General features: G+C 72.5%; 29 protein-coding genes. 13 read left to right on the top strand and 16 right to left on the bottom strand.

The genetic code is table 11. The features are described 5' to 3' along the window. Positions 1–93: 93 nt before the first annotated feature. A complete protein-coding gene (locus ACIBFB_RS06890; RefSeq protein WP_397227092.1) occupies positions 94–558 on the bottom strand; it encodes a MarR family winged helix-turn-helix transcriptional regulator in 465 nt (154 codons plus the stop codon). A gap of 76 nt (positions 559–634) precedes the next feature. On the opposite strand from ACIBFB_RS06890, the gene ACIBFB_RS06885 reads away from it, so the two are divergent. Further along, positions 635–1,009, top strand: a complete 375-nt coding sequence (locus ACIBFB_RS06885) for a cupin domain-containing protein (protein ID WP_397227090.1) — start codon at positions 635–637, stop codon at positions 1,007–1,009. Positions 1,010–1,085: 76 nt separating this feature from the next. On the opposite strand, the gene ACIBFB_RS06880 is transcribed toward ACIBFB_RS06885, so the two are convergent. After that, on the bottom strand, positions 1,086–2,063 hold the full coding sequence (locus ACIBFB_RS06880; RefSeq protein WP_397227088.1) for a helix-turn-helix transcriptional regulator: 978 nt from the start codon (positions 2,061–2,063) through the stop codon (positions 1,086–1,088). Between the two features lie 127 nt (positions 2,064–2,190). Here ACIBFB_RS06880 and ACIBFB_RS06875 point away from each other — a divergent pair, with 127 nt between their 5' ends. The 6 genes from ACIBFB_RS06875 (at position 2,191) to ACIBFB_RS06850 (ending at position 6,798) form a co-directional block, all read left to right on the top strand. Continuing rightward, a complete protein-coding gene (locus tag ACIBFB_RS06875) occupies positions 2,191–2,931 on the top strand; it encodes an NIPSNAP family protein (protein ID WP_397227085.1) in 741 nt (246 codons plus the stop codon). A 121-nt stretch (positions 2,932–3,052) separates the two neighbouring features. Then, positions 3,053–4,189 (top strand): sensor histidine kinase, encoded by a 1,137-nt coding sequence (locus ACIBFB_RS06870; protein ID WP_397227083.1) that lies wholly within the window; start codon positions 3,053–3,055, stop codon positions 4,187–4,189. Continuing rightward, on the top strand, positions 4,186–4,857 hold the full coding sequence (locus ACIBFB_RS06865) for a response regulator (RefSeq protein WP_397227081.1): 672 nt from the start codon (positions 4,186–4,188) through the stop codon (positions 4,855–4,857). The genes ACIBFB_RS06870 and ACIBFB_RS06865 overlap by 4 nt, the downstream gene beginning before the upstream one ends. 143 nt (positions 4,858–5,000) lie before the next feature. After that, the gene (locus ACIBFB_RS06860; RefSeq protein WP_397227079.1) at positions 5,001–5,702 is read left to right on the top strand and encodes a DUF2306 domain-containing protein; all 702 of its coding nucleotides are present in this window, start codon (positions 5,001–5,003) and stop codon (positions 5,700–5,702) included. Then, positions 5,677–6,261 (top strand): GNAT family N-acetyltransferase, encoded by a 585-nt coding sequence (locus ACIBFB_RS06855; RefSeq protein ID WP_397227077.1) that lies wholly within the window; start codon positions 5,677–5,679, stop codon positions 6,259–6,261. Before ACIBFB_RS06860 ends, ACIBFB_RS06855 begins: the two co-directional genes overlap by 26 nt. A gap of 51 nt (positions 6,262–6,312) precedes the next feature. After that, on the top strand, positions 6,313–6,798 hold the full coding sequence (locus ACIBFB_RS06850; protein ID WP_397227075.1) for an NUDIX hydrolase: 486 nt from the start codon (positions 6,313–6,315) through the stop codon (positions 6,796–6,798). A 229-nt stretch (positions 6,799–7,027) separates the two neighbouring features. Here the strand turns inward: ACIBFB_RS06850 and ACIBFB_RS06845 are convergent, their stop codons facing one another. The 5 genes from ACIBFB_RS06845 to ACIBFB_RS06825 form a co-directional block, all read right to left on the bottom strand. Continuing rightward, positions 7,028–7,288: a DUF6504 family protein gene (locus ACIBFB_RS06845; protein WP_397227073.1), complete on the bottom strand. Its 261-nt coding sequence runs from the start codon at positions 7,286–7,288 to the stop codon at positions 7,028–7,030. Positions 7,289–7,357: 69 nt separating this feature from the next. Continuing rightward, complete coding sequence (locus tag ACIBFB_RS06840; protein ID WP_397227071.1) at positions 7,358–8,287, bottom strand: peptidase M48; 930 nt, start codon at positions 8,285–8,287, stop codon at positions 7,358–7,360. A 120-nt stretch (positions 8,288–8,407) separates the two neighbouring features. Next, positions 8,408–9,103 (bottom strand): DivIVA domain-containing protein, encoded by a 696-nt coding sequence (locus ACIBFB_RS06835; protein WP_397227069.1) that lies wholly within the window; start codon positions 9,101–9,103, stop codon positions 8,408–8,410. A 27-nt stretch (positions 9,104–9,130) separates the two neighbouring features. Then, positions 9,131–9,445, bottom strand: coding sequence for a hypothetical protein (locus ACIBFB_RS06830; RefSeq protein WP_397227067.1), 315 nt, complete (start codon positions 9,443–9,445; stop codon positions 9,131–9,133). 71 nt (positions 9,446–9,516) lie between these two features. Continuing rightward, positions 9,517–10,407, bottom strand: coding sequence for an N-acetylmuramoyl-L-alanine amidase (locus ACIBFB_RS06825; RefSeq protein ID WP_397227065.1), 891 nt, complete (start codon positions 10,405–10,407; stop codon positions 9,517–9,519). A gap of 475 nt (positions 10,408–10,882) precedes the next feature. Between ACIBFB_RS06825 and ACIBFB_RS06820 the strand changes: the two genes are divergently transcribed. Together ACIBFB_RS06820 and ACIBFB_RS06815 are read left to right on the top strand one after the other, a co-directional pair. After that, entirely contained in the window at positions 10,883–12,052 is a 1,170-nt protein-coding gene (locus tag ACIBFB_RS06820) for an LPXTG cell wall anchor domain-containing protein (RefSeq protein WP_397227063.1), read from the top strand. A 386-nt stretch (positions 12,053–12,438) separates the two neighbouring features. Further along, a complete protein-coding gene (locus tag ACIBFB_RS06815; RefSeq protein WP_397227061.1) occupies positions 12,439–13,764 on the top strand; it encodes a hypothetical protein in 1,326 nt (441 codons plus the stop codon). 118 nt (positions 13,765–13,882) lie between these two features. Here the strand turns inward: ACIBFB_RS06815 and ACIBFB_RS06810 are convergent, their stop codons facing one another. The 4 genes from ACIBFB_RS06810 to ACIBFB_RS06795 form a co-directional block, all read right to left on the bottom strand. Further along, positions 13,883–15,085 (bottom strand): FAD-dependent oxidoreductase, encoded by a 1,203-nt coding sequence (locus ACIBFB_RS06810; RefSeq protein ID WP_397227059.1) that lies wholly within the window; start codon positions 15,083–15,085, stop codon positions 13,883–13,885. A 67-nt stretch (positions 15,086–15,152) separates the two neighbouring features. Beyond that, complete coding sequence (locus ACIBFB_RS06805) at positions 15,153–15,923, bottom strand: aminoglycoside phosphotransferase family protein (protein WP_397227057.1); 771 nt, start codon at positions 15,921–15,923, stop codon at positions 15,153–15,155. A 209-nt stretch (positions 15,924–16,132) separates the two neighbouring features. Beyond that, positions 16,133–16,336 carry a developmental transcriptional regulator BldC gene (bldC, locus tag ACIBFB_RS06800; protein ID WP_017600591.1) on the bottom strand — a complete coding sequence of 68 codons (204 nt, stop codon included), beginning with the start codon at positions 16,334–16,336 and terminating at the stop codon, positions 16,133–16,135. A 704-nt stretch (positions 16,337–17,040) separates the two neighbouring features. Beyond that, on the bottom strand, positions 17,041–17,874 hold the full coding sequence (locus ACIBFB_RS06795) for a hypothetical protein (protein ID WP_397227052.1): 834 nt from the start codon (positions 17,872–17,874) through the stop codon (positions 17,041–17,043). Between the two features lie 251 nt (positions 17,875–18,125). Here ACIBFB_RS06795 and ACIBFB_RS06790 point away from each other — a divergent pair, with 251 nt between their 5' ends. After that, positions 18,126–18,353, top strand: a complete 228-nt coding sequence (locus tag ACIBFB_RS06790) for a DUF3073 domain-containing protein (RefSeq protein WP_358562582.1) — start codon at positions 18,126–18,128, stop codon at positions 18,351–18,353. Between the two features lie 147 nt (positions 18,354–18,500). Here the strand turns inward: ACIBFB_RS06790 and purM are convergent, their stop codons facing one another. The 3 genes from purM to ACIBFB_RS06775 all read right to left on the bottom strand — a co-directional run bounded on the left by purM (position 18,501) and on the right by ACIBFB_RS06775 (position 21,658). Continuing rightward, a complete protein-coding gene (purM, locus tag ACIBFB_RS06785) occupies positions 18,501–19,565 on the bottom strand; it encodes a phosphoribosylformylglycinamidine cyclo-ligase (protein WP_397227049.1) in 1,065 nt (354 codons plus the stop codon). Between the two features lie 104 nt (positions 19,566–19,669). Next, positions 19,670–21,172: an amidophosphoribosyltransferase gene (purF, locus tag ACIBFB_RS06780; protein ID WP_397227047.1), complete on the bottom strand. Its 1,503-nt coding sequence runs from the start codon at positions 21,170–21,172 to the stop codon at positions 19,670–19,672. 9 nt (positions 21,173–21,181) lie between these two features. Beyond that, a complete protein-coding gene (locus tag ACIBFB_RS06775; protein ID WP_397227045.1) occupies positions 21,182–21,658 on the bottom strand; it encodes a sterol carrier family protein in 477 nt (158 codons plus the stop codon). Positions 21,659–22,136: 478 nt separating this feature from the next. Here ACIBFB_RS06775 and ACIBFB_RS06770 point away from each other — a divergent pair, with 478 nt between their 5' ends. The 3 genes from ACIBFB_RS06770 (at position 22,137) to ACIBFB_RS06760 (ending at position 23,612) form a co-directional block, all read left to right on the top strand. Next, positions 22,137–22,754, top strand: a complete 618-nt coding sequence (locus ACIBFB_RS06770; RefSeq protein ID WP_075927285.1) for a DUF47 domain-containing protein — start codon at positions 22,137–22,139, stop codon at positions 22,752–22,754. A 91-nt stretch (positions 22,755–22,845) separates the two neighbouring features. Beyond that, complete coding sequence (locus ACIBFB_RS06765) at positions 22,846–23,115, top strand: DUF1778 domain-containing protein (protein WP_397227042.1); 270 nt, start codon at positions 22,846–22,848, stop codon at positions 23,113–23,115. Further along, complete coding sequence (locus tag ACIBFB_RS06760; RefSeq protein WP_397227040.1) at positions 23,112–23,612, top strand: GNAT family N-acetyltransferase; 501 nt, start codon at positions 23,112–23,114, stop codon at positions 23,610–23,612. Before ACIBFB_RS06765 ends, ACIBFB_RS06760 begins: the two co-directional genes overlap by 4 nt. A 14-nt stretch (positions 23,613–23,626) precedes the next feature. On the opposite strand, the gene ACIBFB_RS06755 is transcribed toward ACIBFB_RS06760, so the two are convergent. Together ACIBFB_RS06755 and pstB are read right to left on the bottom strand one after the other, a co-directional pair. Beyond that, positions 23,627–24,595 carry a nucleoside hydrolase gene (locus tag ACIBFB_RS06755; protein WP_397227038.1) on the bottom strand — a complete coding sequence of 323 codons (969 nt, stop codon included), beginning with the start codon at positions 24,593–24,595 and terminating at the stop codon, positions 23,627–23,629. 93 nt (positions 24,596–24,688) lie between these two features. Next, positions 24,689–25,468: a phosphate ABC transporter ATP-binding protein PstB gene (gene pstB / locus ACIBFB_RS06750; RefSeq protein ID WP_397227036.1), complete on the bottom strand. Its 780-nt coding sequence runs from the start codon at positions 25,466–25,468 to the stop codon at positions 24,689–24,691. Positions 25,469–25,514 lie beyond the last annotated feature (46 nt).

The following is a 25,514-nucleotide window of genomic DNA, read 5'->3' as shown; positions in this document are numbered from 1 at the left end:
CCGGCACTGGGCGTCGATGTACGCCTGGAAGCCCGGGAACTCCGCGCGGGCCCGGCGGGAGATCTCCTCCGGGTCGCGCGGGGCGACCGGCGGCTACGCCAGCGGCGGGAGCGCGCGTTCGAGGCCGTCCCGGGAGTCGCTGCGGGCCACGATCGCGTCGAGGACCGCCCGGGTGGCGGCGACGTGCTCCGGCCCGAGGCGCTCGGTGAGCCGCCGCTCGAACTCCTGGTGGAACGCGTGGGCGCTGGCCATGAGCGCGCGGCACCGCTCGGTCAGGACCAGCCGCCTGACCCGGCCGTCCGACGGGTCCGGCACCCGCTCGACGTAGCCCGCCGCCACCATGTCCTCGACCGTCTTCGCCGCGCCCTGGTGCGTGACGCCCATCCGCGCGGCCAGCTGGCTGGTGGTCAGCCGCTCCCTGGCGAGCAGCTTGAACGCGAAACCGAAGCTCTGGCGCAGGTCGGTGAACCCGGCCTCCGCCAGGTGGGCGTGCAGCTCGCCCGCCATCTGCTGGAAGGCCAGCCCGAGCCGGGCGCCGAGGTCGTCGTTCAGATCCATGCGTGCTCCAGGGGTTGACGCGGTCGCGCGGTCTATTCTACAACTATGGTTGTACAACTGAGGTTGAGGAGTTCACATGCCGATCATCTCCGGGGCCTCCGCCCCGACGTTCAGCCTGCCCCACGCCACCTTCACCGGTCTGGCCGCGCCCAGCCGCGGCGCCGAGGAGACCTGCGTCTGGCGCACGCGCGTCCACCCCGGCGCGCCCGGGGCCGAGCACTGGTTCGACCGCGAGGAGGTGCTGGTCGCGGTGGCCGGGGCCGCCGTGGCGACGCTCGACGGCGTCGACCACGAGGTCAGGGAGGGGGACGCGGTCGTCGTTCCCGCGCGGACCCGGTTCGCCCTGGCCAACCCGCACGGAGAGCCGTTCGAGGCGGTCGTCGCCCTGCCCGTGGGCGCGCGGGCGCACATGGGCGAGGGCGAGCCGTTCACACCGCCGCCGGCCGAGTGACCGACGCGGGTCCCGCCGCGCGCCGGGGGCGTTCCCGCCCCGGCGGACGTGACCGCCGGACGCGCGAGTCGGCCGGTCACTCGACTCCGTAGGCCCGGGCGAGCGCGGCCACCGTGTCGGCCATGGCCCGGCGCAGTTCGTCCGGCGCGACGACCTCCACGTCGACGCCGAGCCGCAGCAGCTCACCGCACGCGTGCTCGGTGCTCTCCGTCGGGATGACCGCCTCGACCCATCCGCTGTCGCCGACGGGGGCCGCGGTGGAGTCGACCGCTCTCACCACCTCCGGCGGGACGTTGTCGGGCAGGCGCCGGAGTCCCCGCGGGGACAGCCGGACGGTGGCCGTTCCGGTGTAGCGGCGTTTGTGAAAATCATCCAGGTAGGAGGTCCAGTACGAACCGAGGTCGAAGTCGCGGGGCCGGTCGAACCGCTCGTCGGTCACCGTCGCGTCGAGGACCTGGGAGACGCGGTAGGTCGAGATCCGGCTCTCCGCGGCGGCCACGAGGTACCAGACACCGGACTTGAGCACCAGGCCGTAGGAGCGAAGCCGGCGACGCACCTCCCGCGGTGCGCGCCAGCGGCGGTAGAGCACGTCCACCGCGTGCTGGGTGAGCACCGCCTCGACGAACAGCGGCAGATACGGCGTCCGCTCCGGCTCCCGGTACCAGCCCGGGGCGTCCAGGTGGAAGGCCGCCGCGGTCCGCGCCGCCTCCTCGCGCGGCCCGCTCGGCAGCGAGGCCAGCAGCTTCAGCCGCGCGGCGGCGACCTCCTCCGCCAGCCCCAGGTCGGCGGCGGGGCCGGGCAGCCCGGCCAGGAACAGCGCCCTCGCCTCTCCCTCGCTCATCCCGGTCAGGCGCGTCCGATAGCCGTCGAGCAGCTGGTAGCCGCCTCCCCGGCCGGGCTCCGCGTAGACCGGGACCCCGGCGGCCTGCAGACGAGCCAGGTCACGGTAGGCGGTGCGCACGGACACGCCCTGCTCCTCGGCGATCCGGCGCGCGGACATGCGGCCACGGGATTGCAGGGACAGCAGGACCGACAGCAGTCGACCAGCGGACATGAGCGCGTTCTCCCCTCGGAAACCCTGACAGTGCCTGGCACACGCCTCCCCTACCGTCGACTCGCGCCCGGCTCCGACCCGCGAGCCGGGAACCCGCGCCCGGACGTGAACCGAACAGGAGCCTGCCATGTCCGCCACCGATCCCGTCGGCCCCCTCGCCGTGATCGAGCTTCGCCAGTACACGCTGCGTCCCGGCCGGCGCGACGAGCTCATCGAGCTGTTCGACCGGGAATTCGTCGAAACCCAGGAGGAGGCCGGGATGGCCGTGCTCGGCCAGTTCCGGGACCTCGACGATCCGGATCGCTTCGTCTGGCTGCGCGGGTTCCCGGACATGGAGCGGCGGCGCCGCGCGCTGGCGGCCTTCTACGGCGGCCCCGTCTGGGCCGAGCACGGTCCCCAGGCCAACGCCACCATGGCCGACTCCGACGACGTCCTCCTGCTGCGTCCTCTGTCGGAGGGGAGCGGTTTCGCCGTCTCGCCGACCGGGCGTCCACCGGTCGGCGCCCCGGCGCCGGAACGATGCGTGACGGCCACCGTGTGGGATTTCCACCCCGGGCGACACGACGGCGCCGCGCTGATCCGGGACGGTCTCCTCCCGGTGCTTCCCAGGACGGGACCCGGTCCGCTCGCCGCCCTCACCACCGAGACGGCGCGCAACACCTTCCCCAGGCTCCCGGTCCGCACGGGAGTGAACGTCACCGCGGTCTTCTCCTCGTACCCCGACGAGGACGCCGGCCGGGAGCACCTCGACGCCGTGCGGGCCCATCCAAGCGTGCGGGACGGGATCCTGCCGGGCATCGAGCGGGAGCAGGCGGCGGCGCCCCGGACCCTGCGGCTGGCGCCGACCGGCCGATCGCTGGTCTCCTGACCGCCTCGGACGACCGTGCCCGCGCTCCTGGAAGCCGGGGAACTCCTCCCGCGCGCGGCGGGCGTCCGGTACGCGGACTCGTACTTCTGGCCGATCCGAGGGCGGTGCCCCCTCTCGTACCATGCTGCTCGTGGACACCCTCCTCCGGTCGGTGTGGGACGAACCCCGCCCCTCCGACCCGCCGCCGCGGACACGGTGGGACTGGGCGCTGGTCGGGGCACTCGTGGCGGTCGCGGTGGTCGAGGGCCTCCTGCGGCCGGATCTGCCGTGGCGGGCCCTGACGGTGGCGGTCGTCGCCGGGCTCGCGCTCACCCTGCCGTGGCGCCGCACCCGCCCACTGGCGGTGCTGGCGGTCGCCTTCGGGGTCTCGGCCGCGTTCCCCCTGCTGACGGGCGGCACGTCCGCGGCCATGTACACGATGGCCTACCTCTTGCTCCTGCCGTACGCCCTGGTGCGGTGGGGCTCCGGACGCGAGATCGTGGCCGGAGCGGTGATCGTGCTCGCCCAGTCCGGCGTGGGCGCGGTCGTCGACGGCGTCGCCGACACCGTCGGCGGGTTCGCCGTGCTGTTCTCGGTGGGCGCCCTGGGCGCCGCGCTGCGCTTCCGGGCCAAGGCGCGGGCGCGCGAACTCGACCAGGTCAGGCTGCGCGAACGCGAACGGGTCGCCCGCGACCTGCACGACACCGTCGCCCACCACGTCTCGGCGATGGCGATCCGCGCCCAGGCGGGCCTGGTGACGGCGGAGTCGCGGCCGGGCGCCGCGGTCGACGCGCTCAGGGTGATCGAGTCCGAGGCGGCGCGCGCCCTCACCGAGATGCGCGCCATGGTGCGCGCCCTGCGCCGGAGCGATCCGGCGGACCTGGCGCCCCATCCGGGCGTCGGCGACCTCCGGCGGCTCGCGGGCCGCGACCGGTCCGGCCCGTCCGTCCAGGTGGAGGTCGACGGCGCCGTCGACGACCTGCCCCCGTCCGTCGCGGCGGCGGTGTTCCGCCTGGCCCAGGAGTCCGTCACCAACGCCCGGCGCCACGCCCGCAACGCGACCCGTGTCGAGGTCCGCGTCACCGCCGACGACACGTCGGTCCGCCTGCGCGTGAGCGACGACGGCGACGCCGTGCGCCCGACGGCCTCCCGCGGATACGGACTCACCGGCATGTTCGAACGCGCCGGCCTGCTCGGAGGGAGCTGCGAGGCGGCTCCCGACCCGGGCGGGGGCTGGACCGTGACCGCCGTCCTGCCCAGGAACGGAGGGGCGGTGTGAGCATCCGGGTGCTCGTCGCCGACGACCAGGAGATCGTGCGCACCGGCCTGGCGATGATCCTCGACGCCCAGCCGGACATCGAGGTCGTCGGACAGGCCGCCGACGGGCGGGAGGCGGTCGCGCTCGCGCGGCGCCTGCGCCCCGACGTGTGCCTGTTCGACGTCCGGATGCCGGGCGCCGACGGCATCGAGGCCACCCGCGCGCTGGCCGGGCCCACCGTGGACGACCCCCTCGCCGTCGTCGTCATCACCGTCTTCGACCTCGACGACTACGTCTACGCCGCCCTCAGGGCCGGAGCCAGGGGCTTCCTGCTCAAGGACGCCGGCCCCGGCCTGCTCGCGCAGGCGGTCCGGGCCGCGGCAGGGGGCGACGCGCTCATCGCCCCCAGCGTCACCGCGCGGCTGCTCCGGACGTTCGCGGACTCCGGTCCCGCGGCACCGCCGAGGCCGCCCGTCGAGGCGCTGACGGGCCGGGAGGAGCAGATCCTCGCCGCCGTCGCCCGCGGGCGGACCAACGGCGAGATCGGCGCCGAGTTCCACATCTCGCTCAGCACCGTCAAGACCCACATCGCCAGTCTGATGGCCAAGCTCGGCGCCCGGAACCGCGTCGAGATCGCCATGTGGGCCTACGAGACCCACCGCGTGGGGAACGGGTCCTCCGGGAGCTGAGGGCTGGGGACGCGCGGCCGAAGGCACGGTCCCGCGCCCGTACTTTCGGCCGAGTCGGCTCGGACCGGAGTGCCGATGCGCCGCTGTCCCCTCACCGGTCACGGTGGAGCCATGCCGTCGACGACCGACCGAAGGGACCCGTCGTGACCCCCTCCAGAGCCAGAGCGGACTGGTTCGTCCTCGTCTCGCTGACCGTGCTCAGCGCCGTCCCCGTGATCGCCGGGGCCGTCCGGCTGGGCGCGTTGACCGGGGGAGCGCAGGTCACCCCGGAGAACGCCCGCTTCTTCGACGACCCCGTGCCCGTGGTGCTGCACATCGTCAGCGCCAGCGTGTACTGCCTGCTCGGGGCCGTGCAGTTCGCCCCGGGCCTGCGCCGCCGCCGGATCGGCTGGCACCGCGCCTCCGGACGGCTGCTGGTGCCGCTGGGGATCACGGCGGCGGTCTCGGGGATGTGGATGACCGTGTTCTACGACCTTCCCGAGATCGACGACAACCTCCTCCTCGGCGGCCAGCGGCTCGTGTTCGGCACGGCCATGGCCCTGTCCCTGGTCCTCGCCGTCGTCGCGGTGCGGCGGGGCGACATCGCCCGGCACCGGGCCTGGATGATCCGCGGGTACGCGATCGGCCAGGGCGCGGGCACGCAGGTCCTCACCCACCTGCCCTGGATGCTGGTCCTCGGTGTGCCCGGCGAGCTGACCCGGGCGCTGCTCATGGGAGCGGGCTGGGTGGTCAACCTCGCCGTGGCCGAGTGGATCATCCGCCGGGGGCCGCGGGGGAAAACCGCTTGGCCGCGGACGGCCCCCGTGGTTGGATCCGGGCATGGTGCCCGCCGACGTCTTCCGTGACCAGCCCGTCCTCACCGGTGACCGCGTCCGACTCGAACCGGTCGACGCGCGGACGGGGGAACACCTCGTCCGCGCCGTCGTCGACCTGGACCCCGAGGTGCGGCGCCTGACCGGCACCCACCGGCGCTTCACCGAGGAGCAGGTCCGCGCGTGGGCCGCCTCCCGGCCCGAGCACGCCGACCGCGCCGACTGGGTGATCCTCCGGAACGAGGACGGCGTCTGCGTCGGCGACTGCGCGCTCCTCGACCTCGACGCGGACAACGGCGGCGCGGACTACCGCGTCGCCCTCAACGACATGGCGTTCACCGGTCGGGGCTACGGCACGGAGGCCACCGACCTGGTCCTGGAGTACGCCTTCACCGTCGCGGGCCTGCACCGGGTGGCGCTCCAGGTGTTCGACTTCAACGGCAACGCCCAGAAGTCCTACGAGCGGTCCGGCTTCGTCCGCGAGGGCGTGTGGCGCGACCACCTGTACTGGGACGGGGAGTGGCACGACGCGGTCCTCATGTCGATCCTCGCCCACGAGTACGCCGACCTCCGCGCCGCCCGGTCCCGCTGACTCCCGGGCCTTCCGGCCCCACGCGCGCCCCACCGCCGATAGGCTGCGGCCATGCCGGTCCCGGACTTCATCGTGGAACTGCGCCGACACGTCGGCCACGGACTGCTCCCCCTCACCGGGGTGACGGCCGTGGTCCTCGGCGACAACGACGACGTGCTCCTCCACCAGCGCCCCGACGACGGGCGCTGGTGCACGCCCGGCGGCATCCTGGAGCCCGGTGAACAGCCCGCCGCGACCGCCGTCCGCGAGGTGTGGGAGGAGACCGGGCTGACCGTCGAGGTCGAGCGGTTGACCAGCGTCGTCGCCCAGGAGCCCTACACCTACCCCAACGGCGACGTCGTGCAGATGCTCGACATCGCCTTCCGCTGCCGCTACGTCGGCGGCGAACCGGACGCCTCCGGGGACGAGACCCTGGACGTGCGTTGGTTCCCCGTGGACGGCCTGCCGGAGATGCCGCGCCGCATCCTCGACCGGATCGCCTGGGCCCGCGAGGACCGGATCGAGCCGTATTTCCACCTGTCGGCGTCCCGGCCCTGAGGACCGGGCCCGGAGTTCGGCGTCCGATCGGCTGTGACCGGCGTCCCGCGTCCCCGCGGTGGCCGGGAACCGGCGGGGACGGATGCCCTCCTCCCCGCGTTCCACGCCGTCGCGTCCCAGCGGTGCGACGAGGGCGGCGCGGAGGTGGGCCGCACCCCGCGAAACACGCGACCGCCCCTCCCCCGGACGGCGGGAAGGGCGGTCGCGGCGGGGTTGCGCTGCCCCGGTCTCAGTGCCACTGGCGACGCATCGTCCAGTGGTCGGAGGAGACGTCGCGCGTGATGTCGATGATGCTGGGCTCTCCGGCCTCCGACTCCGCCGAGACGCGCAGGAGGTGCGTCTGCGTGGCGGGCGCCCCGGGCGTCCCGGCACGCGCGGGCCAGTCGCCGATGATCCTGCGCACGCGGTAGGTGTGGCCCCGCCACGTGAACCTGGCGGGGTGATCACCGCTCGTGGAGCGGACGTCGATCCGTTCGTTCAGAAGACTCACGCGTACAGTTTATCGAACAGGCGTTCGACCGCGTCAAGTCCTTTCCGGTGCTGACCTTCGGTTTCGGAGTCAGAGGAACACCCGGCCGCGGCGCTTGCGGTCGCGCAGCGCCGCCATCCGCCGGGTGTTGCTCGGCCGTCGGCTGAGCAGGTGGTACAGCAGCAGCGATCCCCCGCGGTCGGTGCGCGCCCGGTCCGCCATCTCGCCCATGTTCACCCGCGTGTACAGCTCCGGCCCCCCGGCGAAGAGCCGCACCGCGTGGGCGCCCTCCGGATGGTGCGCGTAGGCGTGGTTGTCGGCGGTGTACTCCGTCACGCGCGACAGCGCCGAGCCCAGCCCCGGCACCAGCTCCGCGCCGAGCGTGGCCACCCGCCGCCAGAACGACGTGTGCCCCGCGGCCACGTGGCCGATCTGGTGCGCCACGAGGAAGGCCAGCGCGTCGGGGTCCCGGGGCCGGCCGTCGGGACCGAACAGCTCGTGCGACAGCACGAGGTACCGTCTCAGCCGGTGCGCGGCGGCGTCCGTGGCCGCCCGGGCGCGGGTCGGCCGGACGTAGGCCTCCGGGGGGCGGGGCAGTCCCATCGCGGCGGACAGCGTCACCACCGCACGGTAGGCCTCGGGGAACTGCGTGGGCGAGATCTTGACCGACTCGGCCCGCTCGCGGGCGTACCGCAGTCCCCGCGCCGTCCAGCACACGGCGGGCGGGCAGGCCGCCGCGGCCGCCGCGCAGACCCACGACCCCGTCGCCGTCCACAGGGTGTGGACGAGGGCCGCGGTCGCCAACGCTCCCACCAGCACGCTCACGACCAGGAGCGGGGTCTCCCACGGGTGCGCCGGAGCCGGGACGAGTTCCTCGTCCGCCATCCCGCACGCGCCCATCGGCGGGACACCGTCCACGCGGGCGTGCGCGCCGCCCGTTCGGACGGTCGGTGAACAGTACGGCGGTCCGTGCGCTGTCCGGGCGCGCGCGCCGCTGCCCGGGGGCGTCCCGTGCGGCATCCTGCCTCCCCTCGGGCCGCGGTCCGTGTACAGTGGAAGCTCGCTACTCCCTGTAACGGAATATTACTTTTCGCTGCCCTGGGTATGGGGTTGCCTGGGGACGGCGTGTCCGTCGGCGGCTCAGAAACCCTCGTCGGCCTCCTCGAACCGCCGGAGCTCCTCGGCGAGCACATCCAGGAACCGGTCCACCTGCGCCGGGTCGTACCCGGGCCGCGCCCGCGTGGTGGCGAACTGGACCCGTTCGACCTCGGCGGCGGTGAGCGTCGCCCGCTCCGGACGGCCCTGCTGGAGGGCGTCGATCGTGTACTCGGCCCGGTCCAGGAAGTCGTCGACCTCCTGCTCGTTGTAGCCCGTGGTCAGACGGGTCGTGGCGAACTGCTGCTCCCTGACGGCCGCCGCCGTGAGACGGGGCCGCCGCCCCGTGTCGTGCCCGTACGCCCGCGTCTGGGGGCCGGCGGCCGGGTAGCCGCCCCGTCCGTGGGCGGCGCCGGGGGAGGGGTGGCTCGGCAGCGGCGGCGGACCGGAGGGGCCGCCGAGTCCGCGTCCGGCGAGGTCCGCGGCGACGATGTCGAGGAAGTCGTCCACCTCGTCCTCCCGGTAGCCGGGGCTGAACCGGGTGGTCCGGAACCGCGCGTTGCGCACGTCGTCGGCCGTGAGCAGCGGGCCGGACCTGGAGCCGCCCTCCAGGGCCACCAGCGTGGCCTCGACCTGGTCGAGGAGGGCGTCGACGTCCTCCTCGCTGTAGCCCGGGCGCAGACGCACCGTGTGGAACTTCTTGTTGCGGATGTCCGCCGCTGTCAGAGGCATGGTCCCCATTGTGCAGTTCAGGAGGTTCTCAGGGGCTTATTGCTGGCCATTCCGTGATTCGGCCTCCGCGAGGTGGCCCTCGACGGCGTTCAGGATGTCCTCCACCTGGGCGCGGTCGTATCCCCGCAGGACCACGTCGATGCTGGCCGCGCGCAACTCCTGGACGGTGATCGGCTCGGCCCCGTCCAACCCGAGCAGGGGGTCCAGGGCGAACGTCCGCGTCGGAAAGGTCCCCGCGAGGAGGGTCGCGTACGCCCGTGAGACGAGCGCGTCGACGGTGGGCCGGTCGTAGCCGCGCAGCACGACGTCGAAGAAGGGCGCGGGAAAGGGCAGGGGCTTGGGGGAGCTCATGCCGCAATTATGCCGATCCGCCCGTCTCGCGCGCCACATCCCGCACGTGGCCGGGTGCGGACGCGGCCCGGTCAGCTCCGCAGGAGGTACACGGCCACGCCGCGGGCGATCGCGTCCGCCGCGCGCTCTCGCCACGCGGGGTCGGTCAGCAGCGCCGCGTCCTCGGGGTTGCGCAGGTTCCCGGCCTCCAGGAAGACCTTGGGGACGTCGGACATGTTCAGCCCGCCCAGGTCCGTGCGCTCGTCGAGGCCCTCGTCGGCCAGGTAGTCGGCGTAGGGGACGTCGGTCCCCTCCCGGTACTCGCGGCGCAGGTCCTCGGCCAGCAGACGGGAGGGCTCGACGATGTTGTCGGTGAACCCGGGGACGTCGCCGGGCGTGATCACGTGGAATCCGCGGCCGGACTCGGGGCCGCCGTCGGCGTGGATGGACACGGAGGCGTCCGCGTCGACCTCGTTGCCGATACGGGCCCGCTCGTCGATGCAGGGTCCCACGCCCTCGTCGTCGCTCCGGGTGAGGACGACCGTGGCGCCGTCCGCCTCCAGGCGGTCGCGGACGAGCAGGGACAGCTCCCAGTTGAACGCGTGCTCCGCGTAGCCGTCTGCGGTCTCCGAACCGACGGTGTCGCAGGCCTTCTCCCTGGGGCCCGCGGGCACCATCGCGTTGATCTCGTCGGGGGCGTCCGCGTTGCCGCCGTTGTGTCCGGGGTCGATGACCACGACGCGGTCGCTGAGAGGGCCGTCGGGCACGTCGCCCGAGGAGTCGTCGCCGGAGGGGCCGGTGGCGGGGTCGTCGCCGGAGCCGCCGTCCCCGTCGTCGGGGGCGGGCAGTGGGGGAGCGGCGGTGGGGCCGTCCGAGGCGTTGGAGGGGGTGGTGCAGGCGGAGGTCAGGAGCAGGGCCAGGGCGGTCAGGGGCAGCGCGACGCGCTGGAGACCGACGGGCCCCGGCGATGCGGAGGCGGGCATGCCCACAACGTAGCGGTTCGCGGGGGCCGGGAGGCGGGGAGAGAGCCCCGGATCCGGGTGGAGACGGGGACCGCGGGAGGAGAGCGCATTGTTGGGACGCGTGGCACGGCGTCAGGTTTACACATTCCACGAACTATCTGAAGAAACATCCGAAATGGTCGCACTGGGTGACAGAGTTTCCAATGTGACTATTCCGTAATGCATATTCGGATGAACCAGACTATTCGGTCGAAGTATGATCCTCGTTAAGGAACGGGACGTGGTCCCCGTCCGGGCGGTCAGGTGTCCGCGCACGTCGGAGCCGCCGCCGCGACCCCCTGTTCCCTGTGGAGACGGTCATGAGGCCCTGTCTCCCTCCCCCATCAGCCCCTGGTTCGTGCCCCGCGTTCCGATGCGTTCCGACCCCGTGGGCGGCGGTTCGCACGACCAGGCCAGCCCGACAGTGCGGGTTGGGACGATCCGAATGAGGATTGACTTGAACGACACTGCCCGTTTCTCGGCCCGACGCATCATCCAGGGCGGCGCCGCCTTCGCCGCCCTCGGTGCGCTCACGATCGCCACGGCCGTTCCCGCGAGCGCCGACGTCTACCGGTACGGCTGGGCCTACGCCGACATCGCCGGTGGTTACGGTGAGGCGTCCACGGCCATCGGCACCGAGGACTCCGCCGGCAACGCCTTCTCGGGCGCGGTCGACGAGTTCCTGACGGTCGACGCCGAGACCTCCGCCCGGATCGACGCGGACGGCGTCGAGGCCCTGACCGTGGTGGAGAGCGCCCGGATCCAGATCACCGCCGGTGACCTCGACGGCTTCCTCGACGAGTTCGAGGAGGAGGGCGAGGAGGAGACCGACGAGGAGCCCTCCGAGGAGCCCTCCGAGGAGCCCTCGGAAGAAGAGGAGACCGACGAGGGCGAGGGGGACCCCGCGGCCCCCTCCGACCCCGCGGACCCCTCCGACCCCGCGGACCTGGCCGACCCCGCCGATCCGGCCGACCCCGGCGCCGACGCGGACGTCGAGCCGGACGCGCAGCCGACCGAGGAGCCCTCCGCCGACGCGGAGAACGAGGTCGTCGAGCTCGACGAGGAGAACTCCGAGCTCACCAGCGGTGAGGACGAGATCGTCCTGGACGTCACGATCCGCGGCACGCTGATCAGCACCATCCAGTCCTGGGACGGCGAGGTCGTCCACTCGGTCGTTCCCGGCAACATCGCCTACAACGTCAACGAGGTCGACGCCACGGTCGCCGTCACCGAGTACACGGACGTCTGGGAGGTCGAGGAGGCGGGCTTCTCCTGGACCGACGCCTACACCGCCGGTGTGCTCGAACTCTCCGTGCCCGAGCAGTTCGCGGTCTCCCACCCGCTGGGTGAGACCATCGCCAGCATCACCGAGGAGACGCACGACGGCGGCGACGGCGACGACGGCCAGGACAACGGCGACGCCGACGAGCAGAACCCGCCCGCCGAGCGCGAGAAGCCCGCGGCCAAGCCCGAGCAGCGCGGCTCCGAGTCGCTCGCCCAGACCGGTTCCCCGGTCGTCGGCCTGATCGCCGCCGGCGCCGCGATCGCCACCGGCGGTGGCCTCGCCGCCTTCTTCGCCCGCCGCCGGAAGAACGCGCCCGCCGCCGACGAGTCCAGCGAGGGCTGAGTCGGTCGGCGAGAGCCGTCGAGGCGTCGGAACGCCTGATCCGTGCCTGAGGGCCCCGGGGTGAACGCCCCGGGGCCCTTCGCGTCGCCGTCGGCCACGGAACTTCCCGCGCTCGTCCGCCGTTGTCCGGTCGTCGAGGAAGCGAGGACGACCCAATGCCGTATCCGGGGCGGTGGACAGCACGCGCGACCGGGCCCACCGACAGCGCGGCCCCGGCGCCGCGAGCGGTCCTGGAACGCCTCCCGAACGCGTGCGACCCCGGCCCCGCCACCCCCCGTTCCACGCTCCCTCCCCCCGGCCGACCGGTTGTCGCCGACCCCCGCCCCAGCGGCGGACCCCGGCGTGAACCGGACCCGGCATCCCCCTGAGACGACAGGAGTGTCGTGGTGACTCCCCCCAAGTTGACCGCTCGTCGGCTCCTCGGAGCCGGTGCCCTGTTCACCGCTCTCGGTGCGTTCGGCGCCGCCTTCGCGACTCCCGCGGTCGCGGACGAACTCGTGTGGGGCACGGCCCAGGCGAGGGCGGCCGACGGCGACCTCCTCGCCGCCCACGCGACGGCCACCGCCTTCGGCGACGACGTCGAGGACACCGCCGCGACCGGGATCCTCCTCGGCCCGCTCGCCCCCTACGCGACGATCAGCGGGGAGGCCGGCGCGTCGATCGACGCCGAGGGCGCGCACGCGACGACCACCCTGGAGACGGCGACCGTCCGCCTGGGCGCGGCCGACCTCGTCGACCTCGGCCTGGTCGAACCCCCGGAGGGCTGGGCGCCGGTGACCACCGCCGCCGCGCCGGACGAGGGGGCGGGCGGCAGCGGTCCGGACGCCACCGCCTCCCCGTCGGCGCCGGAGTCCCCGAGCGCTCCGGAAGCCACGCCGACCGCCGCCGAGACCGCACCCCCCGACCCCGGTCCGTCGGCCGGGGAGCCGGGCCAGGAGCCCAGCGGAGACGGGGACCCGCTCGACGGCGAGACCGCCTCGCCGGACACCGGCCCGGAGCCGGCCGAGACCCCCACCTCCGGTGCCGCCGACGACGTGCTGTTCCTGGACGGCGGCGTGGCCGCGACCGTGGCCGGTGACGTCGACACGGTCGGGTTCAGCCTTACCGACGTGGTGTCGAGCGCCTCCGCCGGATACGACGGCCGCACGGAGGCGTCGCTGGAGTACGGGGAGCTGACCGCGTTCGGCGTCGACGTGGAGTCCGTGGAGGACAGCGACACCGGATACGTGGTGGACGACCGCGTCGCCTACCTGGACGAGGAGGGGGCGGTGATCGAGGAGTTCCGGGTCAGCGTCGGTTTCGCGGTCAACGAGTCCACGTTCGAGGACGAGGACGAGGGCTGGGACGGACAGGGCGTGCGGTCGTGGCTGACCGTGTGGGTCCAGGTCGGCGACGAGGACGCCGACCGGCTGGTCGTGGAGTTCGCGGAGGCGCGGGCGCTGGGCTCGACGTACGAGCCGGGCGCCACCGGGGACCCGGGCGGCGGCGACCGTTCGCCGAGCCCGTCCCCGACCCCGACCGCCAGCCCCACGTCCTCCCCGAAGCCGAGCCCGGGCCCGACCCGCGACCCCTCGGACCACCGGCTGGCGACGACGGGCGGCTCGCTCGCCGCGCTGGTGGTCGCGGCGGTGGTCGCCGTCGGCGGTGGAACCGCCGCGACCTTCCTGGCGCGCAAACGGACCACGGCCCTGGACGATCAGATCGGGGACTGAGCACGGGGAGGCACGCGCCCGTCCGGTCGCGCGTGACCGCTGCGCGGCGTGGTCCCGGCACCGCCCCGTCCGTGTCCGGAGCGCCCCGCCCCGGGGCGGGGGCACGGGGTTCCCCGGGTCAGGTCCGGACCCGCTCCGGGCGCACGCCGATGCCGATGAGGCGGCCCGTGACCCGGCTCAGCTGCGGGAACCACCGGAACAGGCGCACGAACGAGGGGACGCGGGCCCCGTCGCCGTCCCGGGGCGCCCGCCTGGGGAAGAGCCGGCGTCCGATCGCGATCTGCAGTGTCTGGGTGACCCGGGTCGGCCACATCCGCCGCGCCTGCACACCGGCGAGGTCGCTCTCGGACAGCGTGTCCGACACGAGCCGGGGGCCGACGATGTTGGCGGCGGCGACGGCGTCCTGGACCGCCAGGTTGATCCCCACTCCTCCGGCAGGGGACATGGCGTGCGCGCTGTCCCCGATGCACAGCAGGCCGGGCCGGTGCCACCGGCGCAGCCGGTCGACGCGGACCGCGAGGTGGTGCACGTGGTCCCAGTCCGCGATCTCCTCCACCCGGTCCGCCAGGTCGGGGGCGAGCGCGGTGATCCCCTCCTGGAGCGCGGTCAGACCCTCACGGCGCAGGTCGTCGAAGGTTCCGGGGCGGATCAGGTAGGCCAGCTGCCAGTAGTCGCCGCGGTCGATCGCGACGAGCCCCCGGCCGCCCGCGTTGAAGAAGGGCACGGAGTCGGTGGGCCTGCGGGACACGCGCAACCACAGGACGTCCATGGGCGGCTGGGCGGACTCCGGGACGAGCCGGGCCTGCTCGCGGCAGGACGAGTGCCGTCCGTCGGCCGCGACCACGAGGTCCGCGTCGACCCTCAGAGCGCCGTCGGCGTCCTCGGCGAGTACGCCGGTCACCCGGCCATCGGCCACCACGAGTTCGGTCATGGGCGTGGACATCAGGAGCCGGAAGGAGGGGAACTCCCGGCCCTTGGCGGCCAGGAAGTCGAGGAAGTCCCACTGGGGCATGAACGCGACGTACGGGTGGTGCACGGGGAGGCGCCGGAAGTCGGCGAAGGTGACCGGTCTGCCCTGGAACTCGACCGTGATCCGCTCCACCCGGGCGTGCGGCAGGCGGTGGAACTCCTCGTCCCACCCCAGCTGGTACATCAGCTCCTGGGTCGAGGGGTGGATGGTGTCGCCCCGGAAGTCCCGCAGGAAGTCGGCGTGCTTCTCCAGGACGACGACGTCCACGCCCTGGCGGGCCAGCAGGAGCCCGAGGGTCATCCCGGCCGGGCCGCCGCCCACGACGCAGCACCGGGTGCTCAGTTCGCGCATGGCACTCTCTCCTCGTCCCGGGCATACCCGCTGCCGGGGCGGGGGAAGAGCCGGGTGCGGCGCCGACCTACCCCACCAGGCCGCGGTTCGCACGGCTCCATGCGAGTCGGCGCCCCAGTTCCTCGAGCAGCCCCTCGCGGACCCACGTGGCCTGCGGCTCGAGCCCCTGGGCGGCCAGCCGACGCACGCGGTCGATGTTCTGCCGCTGGCGGTCCACGACCGTGTCCACGACGCCGACGGTGTCCGGGAGGCCGTAGGCGGCGCAGAACCGCTCCAGCCGTCGGCGGCGGTCGGGCGGCTCCGGGAAGCTCAGCCACCGCACGCACTCGGCGTCGTCGCGGAACGGGGCGACGTACTCCAGGGCGTAGGCCACGTCGTGCAGTCGCGGCGCGGGTCGGGCGAAGTCCCAGTCGATGATCCCCACGGGGCGGTCGCCCCGCCACACCACGTTCCACGGGCCGAAGTCGCCGTGGCAGACCACCTGGCCCTCGCCGAACTCGACCGCGCCGTCCGCCCAGGCCGCGTCGCTCGGAGGGGAGAAGTCCGCGGTGGCGTCGTGGTAGTCGCGCAGCAGCCGGGCGAAGGCGGACAGCCCCCGCTCGTCCACCACCCTGGCCCACCCCGCCGGGCCGGCCTCGCCGTCGATGTGACTGAGCACCTCGCGGCCCTGACCGTCGAACCCCAGGGGGCGGGGCGCGTAGGGGAAGCCCACCGCCTCCAGGTGCGCGAGAAGGGCCTGCACCGTCGCTGTCCACGGCCGCGCCGGCCGGCGGACGGTGTCGCCCACCCGCACGACCCGCCGGTGCGGCTTGTCCTGTAACACGTCCTCGTGAGCCATGCTCAGGGACGCTACCTCCCGCCGTCGCGAGGGTCCCCCCCAGGGCGGGACGACCGGCGGGCGGAACGGGAACCCGCCGGAGGCGTCGACGGAGGGTGGGGACGGAGACGGGCGGGCCCGTTCCCCGGAAGCCCGCCCGCCATCGTGTCAGTATCAGAAGCCGGAGCCTGTCCGGCCGTTCCCCCCGGAATCGGCACAGACCGGGGAGATCACTCCGTACGCTGGTTGGGGATTCCCGCCAGCAGGGCGCGGACCTCAGTCTCGCGGTAGCGACGGTGTCCGCCCAAGGTGCGGATCGAGGTCAGCTTGCCCGCCTTGGCCCAGCGTGTGACGGTCTTGGGGTCCACGCGGAACATGGTGGCAACCTCGGCGGGGGTCAACAGGGGCTCCGCCTCGGGCGTGCGAGTTGACATGTGTACGGCCTCTCCTCCTGGATCTGTGTGCCGATCCTTGAGCCTTATTCCTGGCGCTTGGCCCGGATGTCCAATATTTCCACTGGGTCCATATTGGCATCACCCGAGGTGATAGCGCGACCACTCCAAGCAACTTTGCACGTGGGAGGCCAAGAAAGCCGCCCGTGGCCGCGTCACGCTAAGTGATTCTAGCGACACGTTTAGTGGCATGTGGCGTATTCGGTCAAAACTTCGTTCTCGGGCCTCGTTTTTCTCGATCCGGAGCGTCCGAAGTGCTAGGCGGTCGTGACCGAAACCCGTGGTTCGGGCTGGGGGAGGTGGGCTGGTTGGCTGGTCGGTCGCTGTGCGGAGGTGGTCGGACCGCGGGGGCGGAGGGTGTCTCCGACGGTGGCGGCCTGAGGGCGGAGCCGCCTGGATCCCCCGTGTGGCAAGGGTTTCGTCGTTACTCAGAGTGCGTTCAGTGATGGGCTCGCTACAGTCTACGCCGATCCCTAACGGGCGTTATGCCCAGTTTCACCGGTCTTGGTGTCGTGCGGGGATGACGTCCGGGCTCGCACCGTTGTCACGTGCGGAAAGGTGTCCGGTGACTGAGAAGAAACCTGGCATACCAGGTTGGCGCACGGCGTGGCGTGTCGCGGATCACGCTCTCCGGTCGCGACAGGCGCGGGTTCGGTGTCCACGAAAGCATGGGGGACCCGTGACCCTCAGTTGGCGTGCTCCAGGGCGCGCACCGACTTCCACCGCCGTGCGATCCGCTCGCGCAGCTCCGTCATGCGGGCGGTGTCGCCGGCCGAGAGCGCCTCCACCGCCTCCGACACCTCCGCCACCGAGCGGTCCGCGGTCAGTTGGTCGTCGCTCAGCAGGTGGGGCAGGCCCCCGTAGTCCAGTTCGAGCAGCGCCCGCGGGTGCGCGGTCAGCGTGAGCCAGTCCACCAGCCGCTCGGTCGAGGCGGACACCGCGTGCTCGCCGATCCGTTCGCGCAGCACGGCGACCGTGCGGTCCAGCCGCCGCCGCGCCTGGGACACGCGGGTGAGGTACAACAGGGCGCGCGTGGTGTCCGTCGACAGGACCTGGCAGCGCTCCCGCTCCTCGAAGGGCACGAACCACGGGACCGGGATCGTCCAGTTGCTCGACAGGATGCCGGGCCGCACCCCGGCCCCCGACTCCCGCCACTCCCGGTACCCCTCCTCGGCGCGGTCCGCCTCGCACTCGGGGACGAACGCCCCGCTCACCAGTACCGGGGTCGCGGCCGTGAACTCGGTGAACGCCCGCCACGAGCGCAGCCGCGTCTGCCACGGGCACACGTACAGCCGCTCGTCCACCCGGCGCAGGTAGGCGTCGCGGCTCTCCTCGGCCGGTGCCACCACCGGGGGCGTGCTGACGAGCCGGCCCAGGCTCTCGGCGTGCTCGGCCGCCAGGGCGTTGATCCGACGGGGACGGTCCGTCGATCCGGCGTACTCCTCCCAGTACCGTCGGTCACGCGGAGCGAACGCGTCGATCGGCTGGTAGACCCGGAGGTAAGCGGTGTAGGGCAGCACGATCGCATCGTGGCACAGATCAACGCGGGTGGCACCCACCCCCGAACCCCCCGTGGAGAGGGCGTTCGGGCGCGGACCACACCCGTCACACCCGGGTGGCGTAGGCAGGGTGGGGTGCGACCAGGTACGGTTGTACGTGTACGTACGCTGACGCCGGTCGTCAGTCGCGTTTGACGGCCGTCAGCCCGTTACCGCGGGTTAGTAAGTGATCTGGGGTTCGTCGGAACCCAATCGTTGAGGGGGTCGAGCCAATGGGGCGCGGCCGAGCCAAGGCCAAGCAGCAGAAGGTCGCCCGGAAGCTCAAGTACAGCACCGGCGGGACCGATCTTGATCGGCTGCGGTCGGAGCTGGGTGTCGCTGAGGACGAGGGGTCTCCCTCCGGATCGTCGGGTCCGGACGACCCCTACGCGGATCCTCACGACGAGCTGGTCGACCGTTACGCGGATCTCGCCGAGAAGTACTCGGACTCCGACAAGTAGTCGTTGCCGGGGCTGTCAGGTCGCTCGGACAGCAACAGCAGACCTGTACCACCCACCGGTCCCCCAGGCGGGGGCCCCGGTGGACAGGTGGATATAGCCGGTGCGAACCACTCAGGTGGTTCGCACCGGCTATGTTCGTGCGCTTTCTCACGCGCTCCGGTACTCACCGGTCAGGCGGGCCCGGCCGGATCCGGTCGTGACCTCGCCCAGCCGCCAGGCCGGGACACCGCGGTCGGCGAGCACGCCCAGGGCGCGTTCGGTGTCCTCCGCGGCGACGACCGCCACCATGCCCACGCCCATGTTGAACGTGGCCTCCATGTCGTCCCGCGCCACGCCCCCCCGATCGGCCAGGTAGCCGAACACGGGCGCGGGCGCCCAGGTGGAGCGGTCCAGCTCCGCGTCCAGGTGCCCGGGCAGGGACCGCGACAGGTTCGCGGCCAGTCCGCCGCCGGTGATGTGCGAGTACGCGTGCACCTCGACGGCTCCGGTCAGGGCGACGCAGTCCTTGGCGTACACGCGGGTCGGGGTCAGCAGGACGTCGCCCAGGACCCCGTCCAGCTCCGGCACGTGCGCGTGCAGGTCGAGACCGGCCCGCTCCACGATCCCCCGGACCAGTGAGTACCCGTTCGAGTGCGGTCCGGACGAGGCCATCGCGATGACGGCGTCGCCCTCGCGGACCCGGTCCGGGCCCAGGACGGCGTCGCCCTCGACCACACCCGTGCCCGCGCCCGCCAGGTCGTACTCGCCGGGCTCCATCGCGCCCGGGTGCTCCGCGGTCTCCCCGCCGATCAGCGCGCACCCGGCCTGGTGGCAGCCCTCGGCGATGCCGCCGACGATCTCGGCGATCCGCTCGGGGACCACCGTGCCGCAGGCGATGTAGTCGGTCATGAACAGCGGTTCGGCGCCGCTGACCACCAGGTCGTCCACGACCATCGCCACCAGGTCGATGCCGATGGTGTCGTGCTTGTCGAGCTGCTGGGCGAGCATCACCTTGGTGCCCACGCCGTCCGTGGAGGTCGCCAGGACCGGATCCTTGTACTTGGCCGTGTCCAGGCGGAACAGGCCCGCGAAGCCGCTCGCGTCGGTGACCTGCTCGGGTCGGCGGGTCCTCGCCACGTGCCTCTTCATCAGGTCGACGGCGCGCTCACCCGCGGCGATGTCGACGCCCGCGGCCGCGTACGCGCCCGTCGCCCCTGTGCTGTCGGCTGCCACGCGAGATCTCCTCGTGCTGTGTTCGGTGGTGGTGCGGGCACGGCGGACCCGTTCGGGGCACGCCGAGACCCGGGCACGGCGGACCCCCGTCCGCCGCGCCGCGGCTAGGTGTCGCTCGTGGCCAGGTCGGAGCCCTCGGGCGTACCGCAGGACTTCTCCAGCAGGTACTTGCCGCGGGCGTCGTCGGCGACCTCGATGGGGTACACGCCGTCGAAGCAGGCCCGGCACAGCTCGTTCTTGGGCACCTCGGAGGCCGCGACGAGCTCGTCGAGGTCCACGTAGGCGAGCGAGTCGGCGCCGACCGACTCGGCGATCTCGTCCACGGACAGGTTCGCCGCGATGAGTTCGGCGCGTGTGGCGAAGTCCACGCCGTAGTAGCACGGCCACAGCACGGGCGGGCTGGAGATGCGCACGTGCACCTCGGCGGCGCCCGCGTCGCGCAGCATCCGGACCAGGGCGCGCTGGGTGTTGCCGCGGACGATGGAGTCGTCCACGACCACGAGTCGGCGGCCCTCGATGACCTCGCGCAGCGGGTTGAGCTTGAGGCGGATGCCGAGCTGGCGCAGGGTCTGGCTGGGCTGGATGAAGGTGCGCCCGACGTAGGAGTTCTTCACCAGGCCCTGGGCGAAGGGGATGCCGCTGGCCTCGGCGTACCCCACCGCGGCGGGGGTCCCGGACTCGGGCACCGGGATGACCAGGTCGGCCTCGACCGGGTGCTCCTTGGCCAGACGGCGGCCCACCTCGACCCGGGTCGAGTTGACGTTGCGCCCGGCGATGGTGGTGTCGGGGCGGGCGAGGTAGACGTACTCGAAGAGGCAGCCCTTGCGGCGGGCGGGCGCGAAGCGGCGGGAGCGGACACCGCGCTCGTCGATGGTGAGCAGTTCACCGGGCTCGATCTCGCGGACCAGGGTGGCGCCGACGATGTCCAGCGCGGCGGTCTCGCTCGCCACGACCCAGCCCCCGGCGTTGGAGGACTCACCCAGGCGGCCGAGCACGAACGGGCGGATGCCCTGCGGGTCGCGCGCCGCGTAGAGGGTGTGCTCGTCCATGAACACCAGGGAGAAGGCCCCCTGCACCTTGGGGAGGAGGGCCAGCGCCGCGTCCTCCATCGTGCGCTCGGAGTCGGCCCTGGCGTAGTCGGCCAACAGGTTGGTGAGCACCTCGGTGTCGGTGGTGGCGCCCCGCCGGGAGTCCGGCAGCATCGCCGCCAGCTCCGGTGTGTTGATCAGGTTGCCGTTGTGACCGAGGGCGAGTCCGCCCTCACGCGCCGAGTAGAACGTCGGCTGCGCGTTCTCCCACACCGGGGAGCCGGTGGTGGAGTAACGGCAGTGACCGATCGCGAGGTGGCCCTTGAGGGATTCGAGCGTCGCCTCGTTGAAGACCTGGGAGACGAGCCCCATGTCCTTGTAGACGACGATCCGCTCCCCGTCGCTCAGCGCGATGCCCGCGGATTCCTGTCCGCGGTGCTGCAGAGCGTAGAGACCGAAGTAGGTGAGCTTGCTGACTTCTTCGCCTGGCGCCCAGACCCCGAAGACACCGCAGGCGTCCTGCGGGCCGCGTTCGAGCGGATCGAGGTCCATGGAGAGCCGGCCGTCGGAGTACGACACAACCCCAGCTTAATGCCTGCCCGTCCGGTCGGCGCCACCCGGGGGATGGTCGGACCACAGGGGGAGCCACGGCGACAGGTCGGCCCGGGCACCGCTGGCCTGGACGTCGTGGCCCGCGACCGCCTGGTCCCAGGGGATCCGGCCGGTCGCGAGACGGAGCCAGGTGAGCGGGTCGGTCTCCACGACGCCGGGCGGGGTGCCGCGGGTGTGCCGGGGGCCCTCGACGGCCTGGACGGCCCCGTACGGGGGGACGCGTACCTCCAGGCTGTTGCCCGGGGCGCGGTCGGCCAGCACGGCCAGGGTGGCGCGGACGGCGGCCTTGACCGCCGCGCGCTGGGGTGCGCCGGCGCGCAGGACGGCGCGGGCGCACGCCGCGGCGGCCTCCTCGTCGGAACCCCCGAAGGGCGGGTCCCCCAGGGCGCGGAGTTGGTCGTCCAGGGCCGTGCGGAGCCGCCGGAGGGCGCTCGCGGTCAGAGCGGAAGGCATGTCCGCAGCCTAGGGCGTGCGCCGCGGACGCACATGCCGCCGTGCGGTGCGTCCGCGGCGCACGCGCTGGAGCGACGGAAGGGAACAGGCTGGTATCGGATCGGTGAAGGGAAGGGAGACTTGCCATGTCGAGGGAATGGACCGATGGTGGACATCGGAGAACTCCGGTGGACTCGTCCACCGGTCTCCGCACGCTTGGGTGATTCCTGTCTCAGCGCACCGCTGGCCAGAGGGGGCCTGACACGGTAGCGTCCCGAACCGTCCCGATGTCACTGAGACTGGGAGGAATGCGATGGAACCCGCTTGCCACGGAGTTCCGCGCACCGACACTGAAGAGATGAACGAAGGGTGAACCGGCTCGGAGACGTCCCCGCCCGCCGGTTCCCGGACCCCCTCCGCGCGGGGCCGCCGCGCCGAGCGGCTGGCCAGCACACTTACCATCCACGAAGGAAGACCACCGCACCATCGGGAGAACGACGTGCGCCTGCGCTTGCGCCCGCGTGATGACAGCTACTACGAGATGTTCACCGATTCGGCGAACAACCTGGTCATCGCGGCTCGCCTGCTGGTGGAGCTGATGAGTGACGGAGCCGACCGCGAGGCCATCGGCGAGAAGATGCGCGCCTGTGAGCACGCGGGCGACGACGCCACGCACGCGATCATGCGGCGGCTCAACAAGAGTTCGGCGACGCCGATCCACCGGGAGGACATCTACCGGCTGGCGTCCAACCTCGACGACGTGATGGACTCGATGGAGGCCGCCGTCGACCTGATCGGGCTGTACGGCCTGGAGCGGCTTCCCAAGGGGATCATCGACCAGATCGAGGTCCTGGAGCGCGCCGCGGAACTGACCGCGGAGGCGATGCCGCGCCTGCGGACGCTGCAGGACCTGACCCGGTACTGGATAGAGATCAACCAGCTGGAGAACCAGGCGGACCGGATCTACCGCAAGCTCCTCGCCCGCCTGTTCAGCGGCGAGTACGACGCGCTGACGGTGCTCAAGCTCAAGGACGTGATCGAGGAACTGGAGACCGCGGCGGACGCCTTCGAGCACGTGGCCAACACCGTCGAGACGATCGTCGTCAAGAACGGCTGAGACGCGCGCCGGGCTTGTCCGGTGCCTCCGTCCATACAGCCGTTGAAGCGTACGGACAACTGCCGTACGATCATGGCGGAGGTGGTGCGTCATGGCGACGAAGACGGCACGGCTGGAGATGAGAACCGACCTGGAGACCCGGGAGAGAATCGCTCGGGCCGCCGAGCTGCTCAACGAACCGGTCTCCTCGTTCGTGCTGAGCGCCGCCGCCGCCGCGGCCGACCGTGTGCTGGCCAGGTCCGACGCGACGCTCATGGATCCGGAGCAGTTCGACGAGCTGATCGAGTCGCTGGACGTCCCTGACGATGCCCCCCGCCTCGCGGCGCTGGCCCAACGGCCCCGCCGGTTCAGGCGGTCATGAACGACTGGCATTCCGAGACTCTCACGAAGCACCACGACCTGACCGCGTTCGACTGCGGTGTGCCCTCGTTGAACGACTGGCTCGTCTCGCATGCCCTGCGGGCTCAGACGTCGGGCACCGCTCGCACCCAGGTATGGGTGGCTCGGGGTGACCCTTCCGCCAAGGCCTACTACGCCCTCGCGCCCTCCGTCGTCCACCGGGATGACGTGTCGCGGGGCTGCTCGGGGGGTGTGACCCACGTGCCGGCCTATCTGCTGGCCAGGCTGGCGCTCGACAACACGCTTCACGGACAGGGGCTCGGCGGGCAACTCCTCCTGGACGCACTCGAGGTGATCGTGGCCGCGGCGTCTCTGGCGTCGGGCAGGCTCGTCGTCGTGGACGCGATCGACGAGGCCGCGGCGTCCTTCTACCGGAAGTACGGCTTCCAACCGGTACGGAACGATCCGCGGCGTCTCGTGTTGAAGATCGCGACGGCACGCAAGACGCTCGGACTGTAGGGCGCGTCGGCACCCTACGCCGAGCGGCGGACCTCCCGGGCCGGGGTGGTCGGCGTGGCCAGCACGCCGCTGAGGTAGGCGAAGAAGCCCTCCGCGTCGATCTCCTCGATCACCGTGGCGTTCGGCTCCAGGCCGTGCACGCCCCAGGACATGGCCGAGTACCCGCGCGTCAGCTCGCCCGCCGTCTCCACGTCCACGTGGTAGCGCGCGGACCGGCGGACCAGCTCCGGGTGGAGCAGGACGGCGGCGGTGAGCGAGTCCGGGTGCGTGGTGCCGTCGATCCCCACGCTGCGGTCGAACTCCAGCGTCGCCGCGCACACGTCCGTGAAGAAGTCCGACAGCGGCGTCCCGAGCGCCGCGACGCGGTCCAGCCGCTCCTGCCCGAACACGGCCTGGCGCAGCGTCAGCGGGTCCCACGGGACGACGGTGACCTCGAACCCGGCCGCGAACACCGCCTTGGCCGCCTCGGGGTCCACGTAGAAGTTGAACTCGGCCGCGGCCGTGATGTTGCCGCGCCCGTTGTTGGACCCGCCCATGACGTACAGCGCGCCGACGTTGCGCGCGAAGTCGGGGTCCTTGGCCGCGGCCATCGCGATGTTGGTCAGCGGGCCGATCGCCACGACCGACAGTTCGCCCGGGTGCTCGGCGGCCAGCCGGACCAGCGCGTCCACCGCGTGCTCGGACTCCGGCTCCAGGCCGGTCCGGTCCATGTCCAGCCCGCCGGACCCGTCGCCGTGCACGTTCTCGGCGCTGACCCACGCGCGGGTGAGCGGCGCCCGGCAGCCCAGGTGCACGGGGACCTCGCCGAGCCGTCCGGCGACGTTGAGCGTCAGGAAGGCGTTGCGCACCTGCTGGTCGAAGCCGACGTTGCCCGCGACCATCGTGATCGCCCGCAGATCGGCGGCCGGGTCGAGCAGCGCCGCGAGGAGGGCGACGCAGTCGTCCTGGGCCGTGTCGGTGTCGATCACGAGAGGAGTGGGCACACGGTCTCCCTTGTCCGAGGTCAGAGCGGCAATCTACCCGAACCGGCCTCCGGTCGGTCACCGGCCCCCTGCCGGGCTGCGGGCGGCGGCCCGTTATCCGAACCGGCCGGTGATGTAGTTCTCCGTCTCCTTCTTCTCCGGCCGGGTGAACATCTGGTTGGTCTCGCCCATCTCGATGAGCTTGCCGGGCTTGCCCGGACCGGCCAGGTTGAAGAACGCGGTGCGGTCGGACACGCGCGCCGCCTGCTGCATGTTGTGGGTGACGATGACGATCGTGTAGTCCTCCTTCAGCTTGTGGATGAGGTCCTCGATCGCCAGCGTCGAGATCGGGTCCAGCGCGGAGCACGGCTCGTCCATGAGCAGCACCGACGGCCTGACCGCCGTGGCCCGCGCGATGCACAGCCGCTGCTGCTGGCCGCCGGAGAGGCCCGAACCGGGCTTGTGCAGCCGGTCCTTGACCTCCTCCCACAGGTTGGCGCCGCGCAGCGACTCCTCCACCAGGTCGTCGGCCTCCGAGCGGCTCATCCGCCTGTTGTTCAGCCTGGCGCCCGCGATGACGTTGTCGTAGATCGACATCGTCGGGAACGGGTTGGCCTTCTGGAAGACCATGCCGACCTCGCTGCGGACGAGGACGGGGTCCACGTCGGGGCCGTAGATGTCCAGGTCGTCGAGGAGCACCTTGCCGCGCGCGTAGGCGCCCGGGGTCACCTCGTGCATCCGGTTCAGGGTGCGCAGGAAGGTGGACTTGCCGCAGCCGGACGAGCCGATGAACGCCGTCACCGACCGCGGCTCGATGGTCATGGACACGTCCTCGACGGCGAGGAAGTCGCCGTAGTAGACGTGGAGTCCGGAGACGTCGATTCGTTTGGCCACTGGATGTTCCTCGTGAGTGAGCTCGACGCGCGGTGCGCGGGGCGGT

The sequence above is a fragment of the Nocardiopsis sp. NPDC050513 genome (genome assembly GCF_044457925.1).
Classification (GTDB): Bacteria; Actinomycetota; Actinomycetes; order Streptosporangiales; family Streptosporangiaceae; genus Nocardiopsis.
Note: the sequence above shows the minus strand (reverse complement) of the source record. Positions and strands in the feature narration are given on the sequence as shown.

Excerpts from the sequence above, each read along its gene's own strand:
- ACIBFB_RS06890 (WP_397227092.1), bottom strand. The coding sequence starts at position 558 with ATGGATCTGAACGACGACCTCGGCGCCCGGCTCGGGCTGGCCTTCCAG.
- ACIBFB_RS06885 (WP_397227090.1), top strand. The coding sequence starts at position 635 with ATGCCGATCATCTCCGGGGCCTCCGCCCCGACGTTCAGCCTGCCCCAC.
- ACIBFB_RS06880 (WP_397227088.1), bottom strand. The coding sequence starts at position 2,063 with ATGTCCGCTGGTCGACTGCTGTCGGTCCTGCTGTCCCTGCAATCCCGT.
- ACIBFB_RS06875 (WP_397227085.1), top strand. The coding sequence starts at position 2,191 with ATGTCCGCCACCGATCCCGTCGGCCCCCTCGCCGTGATCGAGCTTCGC.
- ACIBFB_RS06870 (WP_397227083.1), top strand. The coding sequence starts at position 3,053 with ATGCTGCTCGTGGACACCCTCCTCCGGTCGGTGTGGGACGAACCCCGC.
- ACIBFB_RS06855 (WP_397227077.1), top strand. The coding sequence starts at position 5,677 with ATGGTGCCCGCCGACGTCTTCCGTGACCAGCCCGTCCTCACCGGTGAC.
- ACIBFB_RS06850 (WP_397227075.1), top strand. The coding sequence starts at position 6,313 with ATGCCGGTCCCGGACTTCATCGTGGAACTGCGCCGACACGTCGGCCAC.
- ACIBFB_RS06840 (WP_397227071.1), bottom strand. The coding sequence starts at position 8,287 with ATGCCGCACGGGACGCCCCCGGGCAGCGGCGCGCGCGCCCGGACAGCG.
- ACIBFB_RS06835 (WP_397227069.1), bottom strand. The coding sequence starts at position 9,103 with ATGGGGACCATGCCTCTGACAGCGGCGGACATCCGCAACAAGAAGTTC.
- ACIBFB_RS06830 (WP_397227067.1), bottom strand. The coding sequence starts at position 9,445 with ATGAGCTCCCCCAAGCCCCTGCCCTTTCCCGCGCCCTTCTTCGACGTC.
- ACIBFB_RS06825 (WP_397227065.1), bottom strand. The coding sequence starts at position 10,407 with ATGCCCGCCTCCGCATCGCCGGGGCCCGTCGGTCTCCAGCGCGTCGCG.
- ACIBFB_RS06810 (WP_397227059.1), bottom strand. The coding sequence starts at position 15,085 with ATGCGCGAACTGAGCACCCGGTGCTGCGTCGTGGGCGGCGGCCCGGCC.
- ACIBFB_RS06805 (WP_397227057.1), bottom strand. The coding sequence starts at position 15,923 with ATGGCTCACGAGGACGTGTTACAGGACAAGCCGCACCGGCGGGTCGTG.
- bldC (WP_017600591.1), bottom strand. The coding sequence starts at position 16,336 with ATGTCAACTCGCACGCCCGAGGCGGAGCCCCTGTTGACCCCCGCCGAG.
- ACIBFB_RS06790 (WP_358562582.1), top strand. The coding sequence starts at position 18,126 with ATGGGGCGCGGCCGAGCCAAGGCCAAGCAGCAGAAGGTCGCCCGGAAG.
- ACIBFB_RS06775 (WP_397227045.1), bottom strand. The coding sequence starts at position 21,658 with ATGCCTTCCGCTCTGACCGCGAGCGCCCTCCGGCGGCTCCGCACGGCC.
- ACIBFB_RS06765 (WP_397227042.1), top strand. The coding sequence starts at position 22,846 with ATGGCGACGAAGACGGCACGGCTGGAGATGAGAACCGACCTGGAGACC.
- ACIBFB_RS06760 (WP_397227040.1), top strand. The coding sequence starts at position 23,112 with ATGAACGACTGGCATTCCGAGACTCTCACGAAGCACCACGACCTGACC.